Origin of the sequence: Maribacter spongiae, assembly GCF_047345125.1 — a bacterium.
Classification (GTDB): Bacteria; Bacteroidota; Bacteroidia; order Flavobacteriales; family Flavobacteriaceae; genus Maribacter.
Genome location: NZ_JBLFEQ010000002.1, coordinates 74,406 through 87,088 on the forward strand (window position 1 = coordinate 74,406; position 12,683 = coordinate 87,088).

General features: G+C 40.5%; 15 protein-coding genes. 5 read left to right on the top strand and 10 right to left on the bottom strand.

Annotation, left to right across the window (positions count from 1 at the left end):
• Positions 1 to 31: 31 nt before the first annotated feature.
• The 5 genes from accB to pdxA form a co-directional block, all read right to left on the bottom strand.
• Positions 32 to 520, bottom strand: coding sequence for an acetyl-CoA carboxylase biotin carboxyl carrier protein (accB, locus tag ACKWB9_RS02935; protein ID WP_414001496.1), 489 nt, complete (start codon positions 518 to 520; stop codon positions 32 to 34).
• Positions 521 to 556: 36 nt separating this feature from the next.
• Positions 557 to 1,555, bottom strand: coding sequence for a beta-ketoacyl-ACP synthase III (locus ACKWB9_RS02940; RefSeq protein ID WP_414001497.1), 999 nt, complete (start codon positions 1,553 to 1,555; stop codon positions 557 to 559).
• Positions 1,556 to 1,769: 214 nt separating this feature from the next.
• Positions 1,770 to 1,967, bottom strand: coding sequence for a 50S ribosomal protein L32 (gene rpmF, locus ACKWB9_RS02945; protein WP_099572176.1), 198 nt, complete (start codon positions 1,965 to 1,967; stop codon positions 1,770 to 1,772).
• Positions 1,968 to 1,974: 7 nt separating this feature from the next.
• Positions 1,975 to 2,505 (bottom strand): YceD family protein, encoded by a 531-nt coding sequence (locus tag ACKWB9_RS02950; RefSeq protein ID WP_414001498.1) that lies wholly within the window; start codon positions 2,503 to 2,505, stop codon positions 1,975 to 1,977.
• Positions 2,506 to 2,661: 156 nt separating this feature from the next.
• Entirely contained in the window at positions 2,662 to 3,708 is a 1,047-nt protein-coding gene (gene pdxA / locus ACKWB9_RS02955; protein ID WP_414001499.1) for a 4-hydroxythreonine-4-phosphate dehydrogenase PdxA, read from the bottom strand.
• A 60-nt stretch (positions 3,709 to 3,768) separates the two neighbouring features.
• Between pdxA and ACKWB9_RS02960 the strand changes: the two genes are divergently transcribed.
• Positions 3,769 to 4,371: a riboflavin synthase gene (locus ACKWB9_RS02960; RefSeq protein WP_414001500.1), complete on the top strand. Its 603-nt coding sequence runs from the start codon at positions 3,769 to 3,771 to the stop codon at positions 4,369 to 4,371.
• A 126-nt stretch (positions 4,372 to 4,497) separates the two neighbouring features.
• On the opposite strand, the gene ACKWB9_RS02965 is transcribed toward ACKWB9_RS02960, so the two are convergent.
• Together ACKWB9_RS02965 and ACKWB9_RS02970 are read right to left on the bottom strand one after the other, a co-directional pair.
• The gene (locus ACKWB9_RS02965; RefSeq protein ID WP_414001501.1) at positions 4,498 to 5,583 is read right to left on the bottom strand and encodes an acyltransferase family protein; all 1,086 of its coding nucleotides are present in this window, start codon (positions 5,581 to 5,583) and stop codon (positions 4,498 to 4,500) included.
• 8 nt (positions 5,584 to 5,591) lie between these two features.
• Positions 5,592 to 7,424 (bottom strand): sodium:solute symporter family protein, encoded by a 1,833-nt coding sequence (locus ACKWB9_RS02970; RefSeq protein ID WP_414001502.1) that lies wholly within the window; start codon positions 7,422 to 7,424, stop codon positions 5,592 to 5,594.
• 76 nt (positions 7,425 to 7,500) lie between these two features.
• Here ACKWB9_RS02970 and ACKWB9_RS02975 point away from each other — a divergent pair, with 76 nt between their 5' ends.
• Positions 7,501 to 8,256: a sulfite exporter TauE/SafE family protein gene (locus tag ACKWB9_RS02975; RefSeq protein ID WP_414001503.1), complete on the top strand. Its 756-nt coding sequence runs from the start codon at positions 7,501 to 7,503 to the stop codon at positions 8,254 to 8,256.
• Between the two features lie 109 nt (positions 8,257 to 8,365).
• Here ACKWB9_RS02975 and ACKWB9_RS02980 read toward each other — a convergent pair whose 3' ends face one another.
• Positions 8,366 to 9,205, bottom strand: a complete 840-nt coding sequence (locus ACKWB9_RS02980) for a pseudouridine synthase (RefSeq protein ID WP_414001504.1) — start codon at positions 9,203 to 9,205, stop codon at positions 8,366 to 8,368.
• A 139-nt stretch (positions 9,206 to 9,344) separates the two neighbouring features.
• On the opposite strand from ACKWB9_RS02980, the gene ACKWB9_RS02985 reads away from it, so the two are divergent.
• The 3 genes from ACKWB9_RS02985 (at position 9,345) to ACKWB9_RS02995 (ending at position 10,804) form a co-directional block, all read left to right on the top strand.
• Positions 9,345 to 9,869, top strand: coding sequence for a TetR/AcrR family transcriptional regulator (locus ACKWB9_RS02985; RefSeq protein ID WP_414001505.1), 525 nt, complete (start codon positions 9,345 to 9,347; stop codon positions 9,867 to 9,869).
• A gap of 2 nt (positions 9,870 to 9,871) precedes the next feature.
• Positions 9,872 to 10,285 carry a nuclear transport factor 2 family protein gene (locus ACKWB9_RS02990; protein WP_414001506.1) on the top strand — a complete coding sequence of 138 codons (414 nt, stop codon included), beginning with the start codon at positions 9,872 to 9,874 and terminating at the stop codon, positions 10,283 to 10,285.
• 63 nt (positions 10,286 to 10,348) lie between these two features.
• Positions 10,349 to 10,804: a nucleoside deaminase gene (locus ACKWB9_RS02995; protein ID WP_414001507.1), complete on the top strand. Its 456-nt coding sequence runs from the start codon at positions 10,349 to 10,351 to the stop codon at positions 10,802 to 10,804.
• Positions 10,805 to 10,824: 20 nt separating this feature from the next.
• Here ACKWB9_RS02995 and ACKWB9_RS03000 read toward each other — a convergent pair whose 3' ends face one another.
• Together ACKWB9_RS03000 and ACKWB9_RS03005 are read right to left on the bottom strand one after the other, a co-directional pair.
• On the bottom strand, positions 10,825 to 11,775 hold the full coding sequence (locus ACKWB9_RS03000; protein WP_414001858.1) for a carbon-nitrogen hydrolase family protein: 951 nt from the start codon (positions 11,773 to 11,775) through the stop codon (positions 10,825 to 10,827).
• Entirely contained in the window at positions 11,775 to 12,680 is a 906-nt protein-coding gene (locus ACKWB9_RS03005; RefSeq protein ID WP_414001508.1) for a geranylgeranylglycerol-phosphate geranylgeranyltransferase, read from the bottom strand. Before ACKWB9_RS03005 ends, ACKWB9_RS03000 begins: the two co-directional genes overlap by 1 nt.
• Between the last annotated feature and the right edge of the window lie 3 nt (positions 12,681 to 12,683).

A 12,683-nucleotide genomic window follows, 5' to 3' on the forward strand; every position in this document is an offset into this window, starting at 1 on the left:
AACTTTAAACTTTAAACTTCTAAACTTAAAATTATGATGGATCTACTAAAAAGAGTGGCTGATCAAATTCCACTGGTGAAGAATCATCTACCAATACCTTGACTATGGTTCCCGATACTTCGGATTCTATATCATTGAACAATTTCATCGCTTCGATAACACAAAGTACATCCCCGGATGAAATAGTATCCCCAACCTCTACGAACACGGGTTTGTCCGGAGAAGGCTTTCTATAAAAGGTTCCGATTATCGGGGATTTTATGGTAATGTATTTGGAATCGTCCGCTGCCTTTTCCGCCGTAGGTGCGGCCGGTGCTACCGGCGACTCCGGAACCGGTTGCTGAACAACAGGTGCCATAGGGGCCTGGGCCATTGGAACGGATTGCACGAATGTAGTTTCCCCCGAGCTTGTACTACCCGTACGAATAGTAATTTTTATATCGTCCGTTTCCAGTTTTACTTCACTTGCACCGGATTTTGCCACGAACTTGATGAGGCTTTGAATTTCTTTAATATCCATAGTTTCAAATGTGTTTAAGTAATAATTAGTTATTAATTAAAGGCCATAGGCCCATTTTAAGTAAATGGAACCCCATGTAAATCCTCCACCAAAAGCGGCAAAGACTAGGTTATCCCCTTTTTTTAATTGGTTTTCATAATCGTTCAATAACAACGGTAAAGTGGCCGAGGTGGTATTCCCGTATTTTTGGATGTTCATCATCACCTTGGAACGATCCAATCCCATCCTATTGGCCGTAGCATCTATTATTCTTTTGTTCGCTTGATGGGGCACGAGCCAGGCGACATCCGTATCCGTTAAATCATTTCGCTTCATTATTCGTTCGGCTACATCTGCCATATTGGAAACGGCAAATTTAAAAACCGTTTTCCCATCTTGAAAGATATAGTGTTTTTTATCCTTTACGGTTTCCTCCGTAGCCGGCATTAGAGAACCTCCGCCCTCCATGCCCAAGAATTGCCTGCCTTTACCGTCAGCCCTGAGATACTCATCTTGAAGCCCCAGACCTTCTGTGTTCGGTTCGAACAAAACAGCACCGGCACCATCCCCAAATATAATACAGGTCGTACGATCTGTATAATCTATTATGGAGGACATTTTATCGGCACCTATCAATAGGACTTTCTTGTAGCGGCCAGATTCTATCTGACTGGCCACGGATGACATCCCAAAGAGAAAACTGGAACAGGCCGCCAACAGATCATAGGCAAACGCATTTACGGCACCTATCTCAGAAGCTACAAAAGCGGCCGTGGATGCTACCATGCTATCCGGTGTTGCCGTGGCCACTACGACCAAATCTATCTCCTCCGGATTTACATTGCCTTTTTCAAGAAGCTTATTTGCCGCCTGAATGGCCAGATAGGAAGTACCCTCGCCTTCTTCCTTTTTTAAAACTCTTCTTTCCTTGATTCCCGTTCTGGTAGTAATCCATTCATCATTGGTCTCTACCATATCCTCCAACATTTTATTGGTAAGGACAAATTGGGGAACATATCCTCCTACAGCGGTTATAGCTGCCGTTATTTTGGTCATACGTTAGTTGCTTTTGCTTTAAAAAACTTAAAAAACACGCAAAAAGTGGTGAAAATTAATGATTTTCATCGACTTTTATTCAAAAATGGTCTTTTTTATACTGATTTTAAAAAATTCACCAAAATTATCGATTGTTCAAAAAATTAAGCATTATATCAAAAAAAACTCCCTACTTCTTGCAAAGTGGGAGTCTAGAATATGTTTAAGAGATATACTAAGCTTCTGCCTCTTCGGTTTTATCTACCAAAACCTGACCTCTATAATATAACTTACCTTCATGCCAGTGCGCCCTATGGTACAGGTGCATTTCACCTGTTGTACTATCCGTAGCCAATGTTGGTGCTACTGCCTTATAATGGGTTCTTCTCTTATCTCTCCTGGTCTTGGAAATTTTTCTCTTAGGATGTGCCATTTAAACCTTATTTATCCGTTAATAGTTTTTTTAATTCGTCCCACCTGGGGTCGTTTTCCTTATTTTCAATCTTTGTCTCTTTCGGTTCCAGTTCCTTTAATCTATCCAGAACATCGGATTTTAATGTTCCATCGGCAATACCGGGATGAACCCTCTTTTGTGGAACGGCCAATACCAACATTTCATAGACATACTGCGCTATGTTCACTTGATGTTCACCATGTGGCAAAATCAATATTTCGTCATCCTCATCATCATATGTCTCCCCGAACTTTATGATCAATCCAAGATTCGCTTCTATTTTTTGATCGAAAGGCTCACTGGTAAGATCACAATTTATGTTCACGATTCCCAAAGCCTCCAACTCCAGTTCCATCATTGTAGACGTTTTGTTCAATAGCACTTTTAAATCAATATCGGTATTATTGAACTCATCATATTCAAAAGAATCAAAGAACGTCGCATCTATATTGTACTTAAATTCGTGTTTCCCTTGCTTTAATCCTGAGAAAGGAATATTGAACTCCTTTTGCTTCATTACGTACAACACTTATTTTAATACAATCGCCCAAAAGGTCTAGAGTTACCTCCATTTACATTCAGGCGGGTGCAAAGATAGTATTATTTTGATAAAAGCCAATAGTTATCAACTATTTATCCCAACAAGGGGCCAGAATCAAAACCACATCCTTTTCTATCTTTTTATCCGTTGTTTTTTTAGCACGTTTTCGGTAAGTTCAAAATATTCCCTCCTGTTCTTGACTATTTTCAATCCCGTAAAAACAGCCTCTTTGAACGAACTGTGGTCCGCTTTGCCCTGTCCTGCAATTTCATAGGCCGTACCATGATCGGGAGAAGTCCTGATCTTGTTTAAGCCCGCCGTAAAATTCACCCCCTGCCCAAAGGACAGTGTCTTAAAAGGGATAAGCCCCTGATCATGATAGGCCGCAAGAACGGCATCAAACTTTTTATACCCGTCCGAACCAAAAAAACCATCTGCGGCATAGGGACCATAGACCAGGTGGCCCAATTCGGTCAGCTCCTTAATGACGGGTTTCAGCACCTCATCATCTTCATTGCCGATAACACCATTATCCCCGCTATGGGGGTTGATGCCCAATAAAGCTATTTTTGGTTTTCTAATACCAAAGTCCATCATCAGGGATTTTCCTATGGTCTTTACCTTGTCCCTTACCAATCTGGGAATGATTTTTTCGGATACGTCCTTTACCGCCACATGATCGGTAAGCAATCCTATTTTCAGGGTATCCGTCACCATGAACATAAGGCTATCGCCTTGCAATTGCTCGGCCAAATAATCTGTATGTCCGGGAAAATCAAACTCTTCGGATTGAATATTATTCTTGTTGATGGGTGCGGTGACCAATACGTCTATATCCCCTTTTTTTAAGGCGGAAACTGCGGCTTTCAATGATTTTATGGCATAGCTTCCCGATGCTTCCGTGGGCTGCCCAAATTGGATATTGGGAACCTCTTTCCAAACATTTACAATATTCAATTTCCCGTCCATGGCCTTGGAAGCCTCCTGAACACCGTTATAGGTGACTTTAATATCCAAAGCCTTCATTTGATAGGACACCGTTTTGTTCGAGGCAAAAATAATAGGTGTACAAAAGTCCATCATCCTATTGTCCTCAAATGTCTTTAAAGCTACTTCACACCCTATTCCGTTTAAATCGCCTATAGATATACCTAATCTGATTTTCCTTTTTTCCTCCATGATATCCGTTACCTTTGTAATCCAAATGTAATTGACAAAACTACTTAATTTAAGCGACACATGTTCACCGGTATCATTGAAACATTGGGCGAAGTAACTGCCTTGGAAAAGAAAGCGGGAAATCTTAATATCAGTATCAAGGCTTCCATAACGCCGGAATTAAAGATAGATCAAAGTGTGGCCCATAATGGTGTTTGTCTTACGGTAGTGCATATTTCCGGAAACATCTATACCGTGACGGCAATCGATGAGACCTTACAAAAAACAAATTTGGGAGGTTTGACCATTGGGGATAAGGTGAATTTGGAGCGAGCCATGGTTTTAGGTTCTAGACTGGACGGACATATTGTTCAGGGCCATGTAGACCAAACCGGAACCTGTACAGGTATAACGCAAGCGGATGGCAGTTGGATCTTTTCTTTTGCATACGATGCCTCGACCGGAAACCCTACCATAGAAAAAGGATCCGTTACCATTGATGGAATCAGCCTTACCGTAGTGGATTCCGGAACAAACACCTTTAAGGTAGCCATTATTCCCTATACCCATGAGCACACCCGGTTCAATACGTACGAAGTGGGTTCTATCGTGAATTTGGAATTTGACGTTATTGGAAAATATGTGGCTAAATTGATGGGCAAAGCAGTAGGCAGTAGGCAGTAGGCAGTAGGCAGTAGGCAAAATATAAGCTATTCCCCAAAAAAGAAAATTATTTTGGAGTGTTCCCAAATCAAGAATAGCACCCGAACCAAGATTTACCGGCGGTTAAAATCTTATCCTTTCTATCTTCTAAACCTTGATGAATATCTTTTTTTGATATAAAAAATAGGCCACCGCACAATAAAAAGCGACCACCGTTAACCCATAAAGTAACGAAGACAGCTCCATGGAGATAAAATCATGCACATATATTTTTTGGAAAAGCCAACCGTGAAGCGAGCTATCGCCCATTTTGATCTGTCCCATTATTTTGCTGATAAAACTGGAGAGGAAATAAACAATAATGGCATTGGCCCCCGCATATCTAAAAATACTTCCAAACTGTATTTTTTTTACATCGGTCAGATAATAGATCAAGGCCAAGGTCAAATTGGCCCACCCGGCGGTAACCAATACAAAACTACTTGTCCACAATGCCTTATTGATCGGAAAAATAATATCCCAAAGGTGTCCGATAATTAAGAAACTCCCTCCAATCCCCATAAGTATGGTCGCCTTTTTTTCCTGTTTGGACAGCAAAATCAACCCTGTGAAAACTCCCAATAATGAACTGGCTATGGACGGAATGGTACTCAACAAACCTTCCGGGTCATAATCGGGCCTGTAATTGTGGGTGCCAAATAACCGTACATCCAACCAATTGGCCAGGTTATTGGGTGCCCGATCTAAGGTAGATGCAATACCGTTTACAGGAACCAGGGTCATCAAAAGCCAATATCCTACTAACAAAACAAGGGTTATCCATATGAGGGGCTTCCATTTAACATTGATAAATAGTATGGAAGCAAAAAAGAAAACTACACCAATACGTTGTAGCACACCTGGAAAACGGATATCCGCCCAATCCTTAATAAAAGGAAAGCTTATGGTGAAAGCACCCAAAAACAAACCCAATCCGATCAATTTTAAGGTACGGACACTTATTTTTTTATACGTCCCGGAATTGGTCCGTTTGTTTTTATAGGAAAACACAATGGATGTTCCCACTATGAACAAAAAGAAAGGAAACACCAGATCCGTAGGGGTATACCCGTGCCATTTGGCATGTAGAAAAGGTGCATATACATTACTCCATGTACCCGGCGTATTCACCAACACCATTAATATGATGGTAGCACCCCTAAAGATATCTACGGACAGGATACGCTGCTTCATAACCGTAATTAAAAGATACTTGCTTTAATTTTACTCCACATTTTGGTTAATAAGAATCCCGAAATTACTACCAATACAGTTAAAACAATGGCATAGATATAATCTCCATATATCCAGTATCCGGTGGCAAACATTGCACTATATATTAAAATCATGGCAAGTATCATAGCCAATATACCTGAGGGTACGCTCCATGGTTGTTTATTGGTTATGATTTCCACATTTTCTGCATTGGCATCGTTAATAGTCTTTCTCCATCCTGGTCCACCAGGCTGTATTTTTTTATAAAAATCGAACAATGTGCCATTGGTCTCCGGTTTGGTCATAAAAGTGACTGCAAGCCAAATTATAGTGGTAATCAATACGACCAAGGGAAATTTAGCATATGAGGGCATGATACCTTCTACTTCAATCCCTAGTTCATTAGTATGCGTAAACAATAAGTCGCCAATGAAGGTAAACCCAAAAAGAATTGAAATTATTCCTGAGGCGAACATTGCCGAAATCTCGCTCCAAGCATTGATACGCCACCAAAACCAGCGCAAAATGAATATGAGTCCCGTACCTGCACCAAACAATATTATTAAATTGAAAACCTGTTTGGCATCCTGTAAAAATAATGCCAACAAAGCACTAACAACCATTAAAATAATGGTTGAGACTTTACCTACAGCAACCAATTGTTTCTCAGTAGCGTCTTTATTTATAAGTTGTTTATAAAAATCATTTACTACATAGGATGACCCCCAGTTCAAATGGGTAGAGATGGTACTCATATAAGCTGCAATCAAGGATGCAAGTACCAATCCCAAAAGACCACTGGGCAGTTTGGTCAACATGGCCGAATAGGCGAGGTCATGGCCCAGCTTATCGGTCGGTACATTGGGGAAAGCTACCGATATACTCGCAATATCCGGAAATACGACCAAAGAGGCCAAAGCTACCAAAATCCATGGCCAGGGACGTAAGGCGTAATTCATAATGTTAAAAAAGAACGTAGCTCCAATCGCATGGTTTTCATTTTTTGCAGCCAACATCCGTTGGGCAATATACCCTCCACCACCAGGTTCTGAACCTGGAAACCAGGAACTCCACCATTGTACGGCCAATGGGATAATAATCAGTGTAATTAATATTTCTTTATTACTGAAATCGGGAAAAATATTAATTTTATCTGCCACATTCGGGTGTGTCACCAAATTGCCTATACCACCAACTTCCGGCAAGTTAACACAAAAATACGCCGCTCCTATAGCTCCTCCCATGGCTACAAAAAACAACAAGAAATCGGTGTACACCACACCTTTGAACCCGCCTAAGGCACTAAAAATTACGGTAATCAACCCAGCACTTACAACCGTCTGCCAAGGTTCCAACCCAAGCATGATACCTCCTATTTTTATAGCGGCAAGTGTTACACCCGCCATGGCTAAAATATTAAAGATAACTCCTAAATAAACTGATCGGAATCCTCGCAAGAATCGTGCGGGCTTCCCTCCATAGCGCAGTTCATAAAACTCAATGTCCGTATTTACATTGGATTTCCGCCACAATTTGGCATAAACAAAAACAGTTAATAAACCAGTAATCAAAAATGCCCACCATTCCCAGTTACCAGAAACCCCGTTCACTCTAACCAAATTTGTAACGAAATTGGGCGTGTCCGTAGAAAAGGTAGTGGCTACCATCGAGACCCCCAAAAGCCACCATGGCATGGTCCTACCTGATAAAAAGTATTCTGACGAATTTTTGCCCGACTTTTTGGAAACATAAACTCCAATACCTAAGACAAGTGAAAAGAAAACGATAATAAAACTATAATCAAGTGTACTGAGTTCCATTTAAACTGATTTTGGTTGATCGTTAAAGATATGTTTTTTTGGGATATTTTTGTCGCTTATTCGCCAAACCTCATCTATGATCTCATTAATGATACCAGAAATAAACGTTACTGCATGGGTGTTGGGTTTTCTAGCGGCATTTGTAATCGGATTATCCAAAGCGGGTATCAAAGGTATCGCGGTAATCAATGTAACCTTTATGGCCCTGGCCTTTGGAGCCAAGGAATCTACTGGCATGGTGGTCCCGTTACTTGTTTTGGCCGATATTTTTGCCGTTATCTACTACAATAGACACACCCAATGGAGCTATGTCTTTAAGGTCTTGCCGTGGATGGTCCTGGGAATAGTCATAGGGGTGTTTTTGGGAAAGGACCTTCCCGAGAGGCTTTTTAAAATAGGTATGGCCATTATCATCATTATTACGGTGATCATGATGTATTGGTGGGACCGCAAAAAAAACAAATCCGTACCCACCCATTGGGCATTTGCGAGTTCTATTGGAACGTTGGCAGGAATAACTACAATGGTAGGTAACCTGGCAGGTGCTTTTTCAAATATTTATTTTTTGGCGATGCGATTGCCCAAAAACCATTTTATTGGTACCGCTGCATGGCTTTTCCTTATTATCAACATTATTAAACTGCCCTTTCACATCTTCGTATGGCATACCATTTCAGGCGACACTTTGCTTTTGAACCTTAAATTGATGCCAGGCATCTTTATTGGATTTTTTGTGGGAATCAAGATTATTAAACTGATCAAGGAAGAATTCTTTAGAAAAATGATTTTGGTGCTTACCGCATTGGGCGCACTTCTTATTCTATTAAAGTAAGGTTTTGTTTAAAGGAGGTCAGAAATTGAGAAGGAATCAAATAACCGATTCGTTCGGAAAGAGAGATACCCCAAATATATGTCTTCCTTTATTTATCCATTCCTAACTCCTACTTTATCATTTTGAGGTTAATGACTTCCTGATCGGTCAAATAACGCCAGTGTCCCCTGGGCAGATCCTTTTTAGTGAGTCCACCATAAATTACCCGGTCCAACTTTACAATTTTATATTCCAATACTTCAAATAATCGCTCCAGGATCTTATTGCGGGAACTGTAAATTTCAATCCCCACTTCTCTTTTGGGAGCATTGTCTATAAAACTAACATCCTGTACCCGTACCACTTTATCCTCGACCGACACCCCTTCCTGGATTTTTTTTAAATCGGCACTACGCAAATCCCGATCCAAAACCAGGTGGTACAACTTACGGAGTCCATTGGCAGGGCTTTTAAGGTTTTTGGTCAAATCCCCGTCATTGGTAAAGAGTAAAAGGCCCGTATGTTCCTTGTCCAATTTATCCACGGGCAACAATTTGGATTTGGAGGCTTGTGATATTAGACCGGAAACATGCCTTTTTCCCTTTTCGTCCCGAATGGTGGTAGAGAAATCCTTTGGTTTATTCAATACTACATATTCTTTTTTTACCGGGTTCAGGAGTCGGCCATCAAATCTAACCTCATCCGTTAGTTTCACCTTATATCCCATTTCGGTAATGGGTTTTCCATTTACGGTGATGTTCCCCGCAGCAATGTAAATATCGGCTTCCCGTCTGGAACATACTCCTGAATTGGACACATATTTATTAAGGCGTACGGCATTGGGGTCGGACGGTTGTTTTGGAACCGTATCCTTTTTTATGGGTGCATTGCTCCTACCATAGCTCTTTTTCCTAAAATTGCTTCTATGTTTTCCCGATGACCTGCCCTTATTGGAATCTCCTCTGCTCATAACATTGCTGTTTCCCGCAAAGGTAGGAAAGGGATTTGGATGTATGCTGATCTTATTTCAGTATGTGTTTCCCATTTTTAGACAAGTTTGTCTAAAAATGGGAACTTTTGATTATTTTTAACCTTTAAAAGATTCCTACATGAAGGTCCATGATCGTATTATTGCCACAGCTACAAACCTATTTCATACCCAGGGTTATAATTCTACGGGCATCAATCAGATTATCCAGGAAGCCAGCGTGGCCAAGGGAAGTTTTTACTACAATTTTAAATCCAAGGAAGAGGTATGTGTAGCCTGCCTCAACACCAGACATCATTATTGGTTTCAACAGTTGAAAAGAGCCATTGAAAAAGAAGGGGATAGTAGAAAAAAAATATTGGCTTCTTTTGATTTTCTAATAGAAATGAACGAGAAAGAGCATTTTAGAGGGTGTAATTTTCTAAACATTCTCTCCGAAATTTCAAATGATAATACCAAAATTCTAAAAGTGATTCAAAATCATAAATCGGATTTACGCAATTATTTTTCATCGTTCATCGCCAATGATCTGTTATCGGATCATATTTATCTATTGTTTGAAAGTGCTATCATAGAAAGTCGGCTGTATCAAAAACAATGGCCTATTGAAAAGGCAAAAACCATCATAAAATCCATAATCGAATAAAAATGGAACAAAAACATCCACTACCTCCATTCACTGTAGAAACGGCAAAACAAAAAATTCAAATGGCAGAAGATGCCTGGAACAGCAAAGACCCCATTAAAATTTCAATGGCCTACTCTATAGATAGCGTATGGAGGAATAGGTCCACATTTGTAAACGGTAGAAAAGAAATACAGGAATTTCTTGTTACAAAATGGGAACAAGAATTGGATTATAAACTCAAAAAAGAATATTGGGCACATTCCAACAATCGTATCGCGGTTCGTTTTGAGTATGAATACAGAACCGACAGCGGGCAATGGTATAGGGCCTATGGTAATGAAAACTGGGAGTTTGACGAGAATGGACTAATGGTAAAACGTTATGCCAGTATTAACGATCTACCCATTAAGGCAACGGACAGAAAACTTAAATAAATTCCCTGGCCCATACCTCAAGAAAGGTAGTTTTCCCATAATGAACTCATTTAAACTTTTTCAATGAACCATAAGAATATCCGGGAAAAAGATAAATTTTATATGCGGCATTGTATAACGCTTGCCAAAGAAGCGTTAAAAACAGGAAACTCTCCCGTAGGTTCCGTAGTCGTGCATCAAGATACGATCATAGGTGAAGGTGTCGAGTCTTCAAAATCAACAAAAGATGTGACGGATCACGCAGAAATCCTGGCGGTTCGCGATGCCATATCAAAAGAACACCTCAACAATTTGGGCCATAGTACGCTTTATACCACGCACGAGCCCTGCGTTATGTGTTCATACCTTATTAGACACCATAAAATACCGCGTATAGTCTATGGAATAACGGTTGAAGATATAGGAGGGGCGAGTTCTAAATTCAATCTTCTTTGTACTACTGAGGTAACATCTTGGGACTCAAAACCAGAAATCATTGGGGGATTCCTGAAAGAGGAATGTGAAAATATTACCGTTTAACATATTTTTTGAAGTAATGGTCAATCCTCGAACGCTATTGTGGATTGCCGCTCCCTGTTTATTTTAAGTTTAGTGACATCGGGCCTTGCATAATGGCCTACGGCATCAAAGTTTTGGCGTTCCTCATATACCCGATTAAAGTCCAAATCCCGATAGATCAGTCCCTCTTTATGGCATACCGGTTCCATGATCCATTCACCATCGGGCCCTGCAATGCAAGAACCTCCATTGGCAAGTTCTTTTGGGGCCTTATCCAATATTTTGTCAATATGCGGCGTATCCTGTGGAAAATCTTCTTTCCTCATCAAGGATGAAACCGAAATTACATAGCTTCTGGATTCGCGGGCTATAAAACGGGTAATATCCCTTGTATTGTGTTCGTTGCCGGGCCATACCGCAATATGCAGATTCTCTCCCTGACCGTATAAGGCCGCCCTTGGCAAGGGCATCCAATTTTCCCAGCAGTTCAGCCCTCCTACCGTAAATTGTTTTAAAGGGTGTACCTGTAACCCATGGCCATCTCCGGGTGCCCACGTAAGACGTTCATCATAAGTAGGCTGTAGTTTTCTGTGTACGGACCTTATCTGCCCATTGGCATTGATGTAGACCAATGAACAATAAATGCTATGGCCGCCACGATCTTTTGCCCGCTCCATCATTCCCAAATAAATGGCCATCTTGTGTTCTTTTGCCAATTGGCAGATACCGTTCAACTCCCCGGTCTCTATCTGAACGGAATTTCTAACATAATGCGCATGGATCTCCTTGTTTATTTTTAAGTCCCATTGGGCACCGTCCGTCAAGGCCAACCAAAATGGATAGCCCGGCAGGAACGCTTCACCAAAAACAATCAATTCTGCCCGCTTTTTTGCCGCTTCTACAATAACGGCCTCAATCTTTTTTAAGGTAGCGCTTTTATCCAACCAAACGGGCGCTATTTGCGCCAAAGCTACTTTCAATATATTGTCCATCATAAAATTCTATTTAAAACCAAATCCACATCTATCAGCAGAATACTAAAGACCCCTATTACAATTATCAATTTCAGGATATTATGCAACCATACGTAGTGCTTTTTAGTCGTTGATCTTAACAGTAACAACAAAAAAACGATCAACAGTCCTATACATCCCATAAAATAGAGATTCATAAGACCTACATCAAAGGCATAGATTAAAAGCAGGGAAGGAATCAAGGTAAGTACAATTAAAATTGCAATGCTCAATTTTGAAACCCCAGAACCATATAATATGGGAACTGTTCTATAATTCTGTGCCATATCCCCGGATAAATTCTCCAGATCTTTGATCATCTCACGGGCCAGAATGAGCAAGAATAAAAACAGGGCATGTACAAAAATGACCGTTTCAAAGTTTTTATAATAAACGAATACGGCAAAGAACGGCGTAATGGCCAAAGTGGCCGAAACAAAATTACCTGCAAAGGGAATCCTTTTTAATTTATGGGAATAAAACCAAATACCGAATATATAGGCCGAAAAGAAAAAAACCGCCCGAAAAGACACATAACCGGCGGCAAAAACGGCCAGAAAATTAAGCACAAAATAAGTAGTCAATTTAAACCGTTGGCTCACCAACCGATCCAACATGCTTTTTCCCGGTTTGTTGATCAGGTCCTTTTCGGCATCATAAAAGTTATTGATAATATACCCCGCAGCAATCACTAAAGCGGAAGCGATTACGATAACAAAAAGATCGATATCCAAGATTACTCCCCGTAAGGGTAAATTTGGTGCCAAAATATAAATAGCCGCCAGATATTGGGCCAAAACAATGACCAGAATATTATACCCCCGCACCACGGAAAACAGACTCAATACTTTTAAAAGCAAGAGTTTGTTCTTTCTACTGAGCATGTT

What these genes read in the sequence shown, in the direction of transcription:
- accB (WP_414001496.1), bottom strand. Translation starts at nt 520, where the DNA reads ATGGATATTAAAGAAATTCAAAGCCTCATCAAGTTCGTGGCAAAATCC.
- ACKWB9_RS02940 (WP_414001497.1), bottom strand. Translation starts at nt 1,555, where the DNA reads ATGACCAAAATAACGGCAGCTATAACCGCTGTAGGAGGATATGTTCCC.
- rpmF (WP_099572176.1), bottom strand. Translation starts at nt 1,967, where the DNA reads ATGGCACATCCTAAGAGAAAAATTTCCAAGACCAGGAGAGATAAGAGA.
- ACKWB9_RS02950 (WP_414001498.1), bottom strand. Translation starts at nt 2,505, where the DNA reads ATGAAGCAAAAGGAGTTCAATATTCCTTTCTCAGGATTAAAGCAAGGG.
- pdxA (WP_414001499.1), bottom strand. Translation starts at nt 3,708, where the DNA reads ATGGAGGAAAAAAGGAAAATCAGATTAGGTATATCTATAGGCGATTTA.
- ACKWB9_RS02960 (WP_414001500.1), top strand. Translation starts at nt 3,769, where the DNA reads ATGTTCACCGGTATCATTGAAACATTGGGCGAAGTAACTGCCTTGGAA.
- ACKWB9_RS02965 (WP_414001501.1), bottom strand. Translation starts at nt 5,583, where the DNA reads ATGAAGCAGCGTATCCTGTCCGTAGATATCTTTAGGGGTGCTACCATC.
- ACKWB9_RS02970 (WP_414001502.1), bottom strand. Translation starts at nt 7,424, where the DNA reads ATGGAACTCAGTACACTTGATTATAGTTTTATTATCGTTTTCTTTTCA.
- ACKWB9_RS02975 (WP_414001503.1), top strand. Translation starts at nt 7,501, where the DNA reads ATGATCTCATTAATGATACCAGAAATAAACGTTACTGCATGGGTGTTG.
- ACKWB9_RS02980 (WP_414001504.1), bottom strand. Translation starts at nt 9,205, where the DNA reads ATGAGCAGAGGAGATTCCAATAAGGGCAGGTCATCGGGAAAACATAGA.
- ACKWB9_RS02985 (WP_414001505.1), top strand. Translation starts at nt 9,345, where the DNA reads ATGAAGGTCCATGATCGTATTATTGCCACAGCTACAAACCTATTTCAT.
- ACKWB9_RS02990 (WP_414001506.1), top strand. Translation starts at nt 9,872, where the DNA reads ATGGAACAAAAACATCCACTACCTCCATTCACTGTAGAAACGGCAAAA.
- ACKWB9_RS02995 (WP_414001507.1), top strand. Translation starts at nt 10,349, where the DNA reads ATGAACCATAAGAATATCCGGGAAAAAGATAAATTTTATATGCGGCAT.
- ACKWB9_RS03000 (WP_414001858.1), bottom strand. Translation starts at nt 11,775, where the DNA reads ATGGACAATATATTGAAAGTAGCTTTGGCGCAAATAGCGCCCGTTTGG.
- ACKWB9_RS03005 (WP_414001508.1), bottom strand. Translation starts at nt 12,680, where the DNA reads ATGCTCAGTAGAAAGAACAAACTCTTGCTTTTAAAAGTATTGAGTCTG.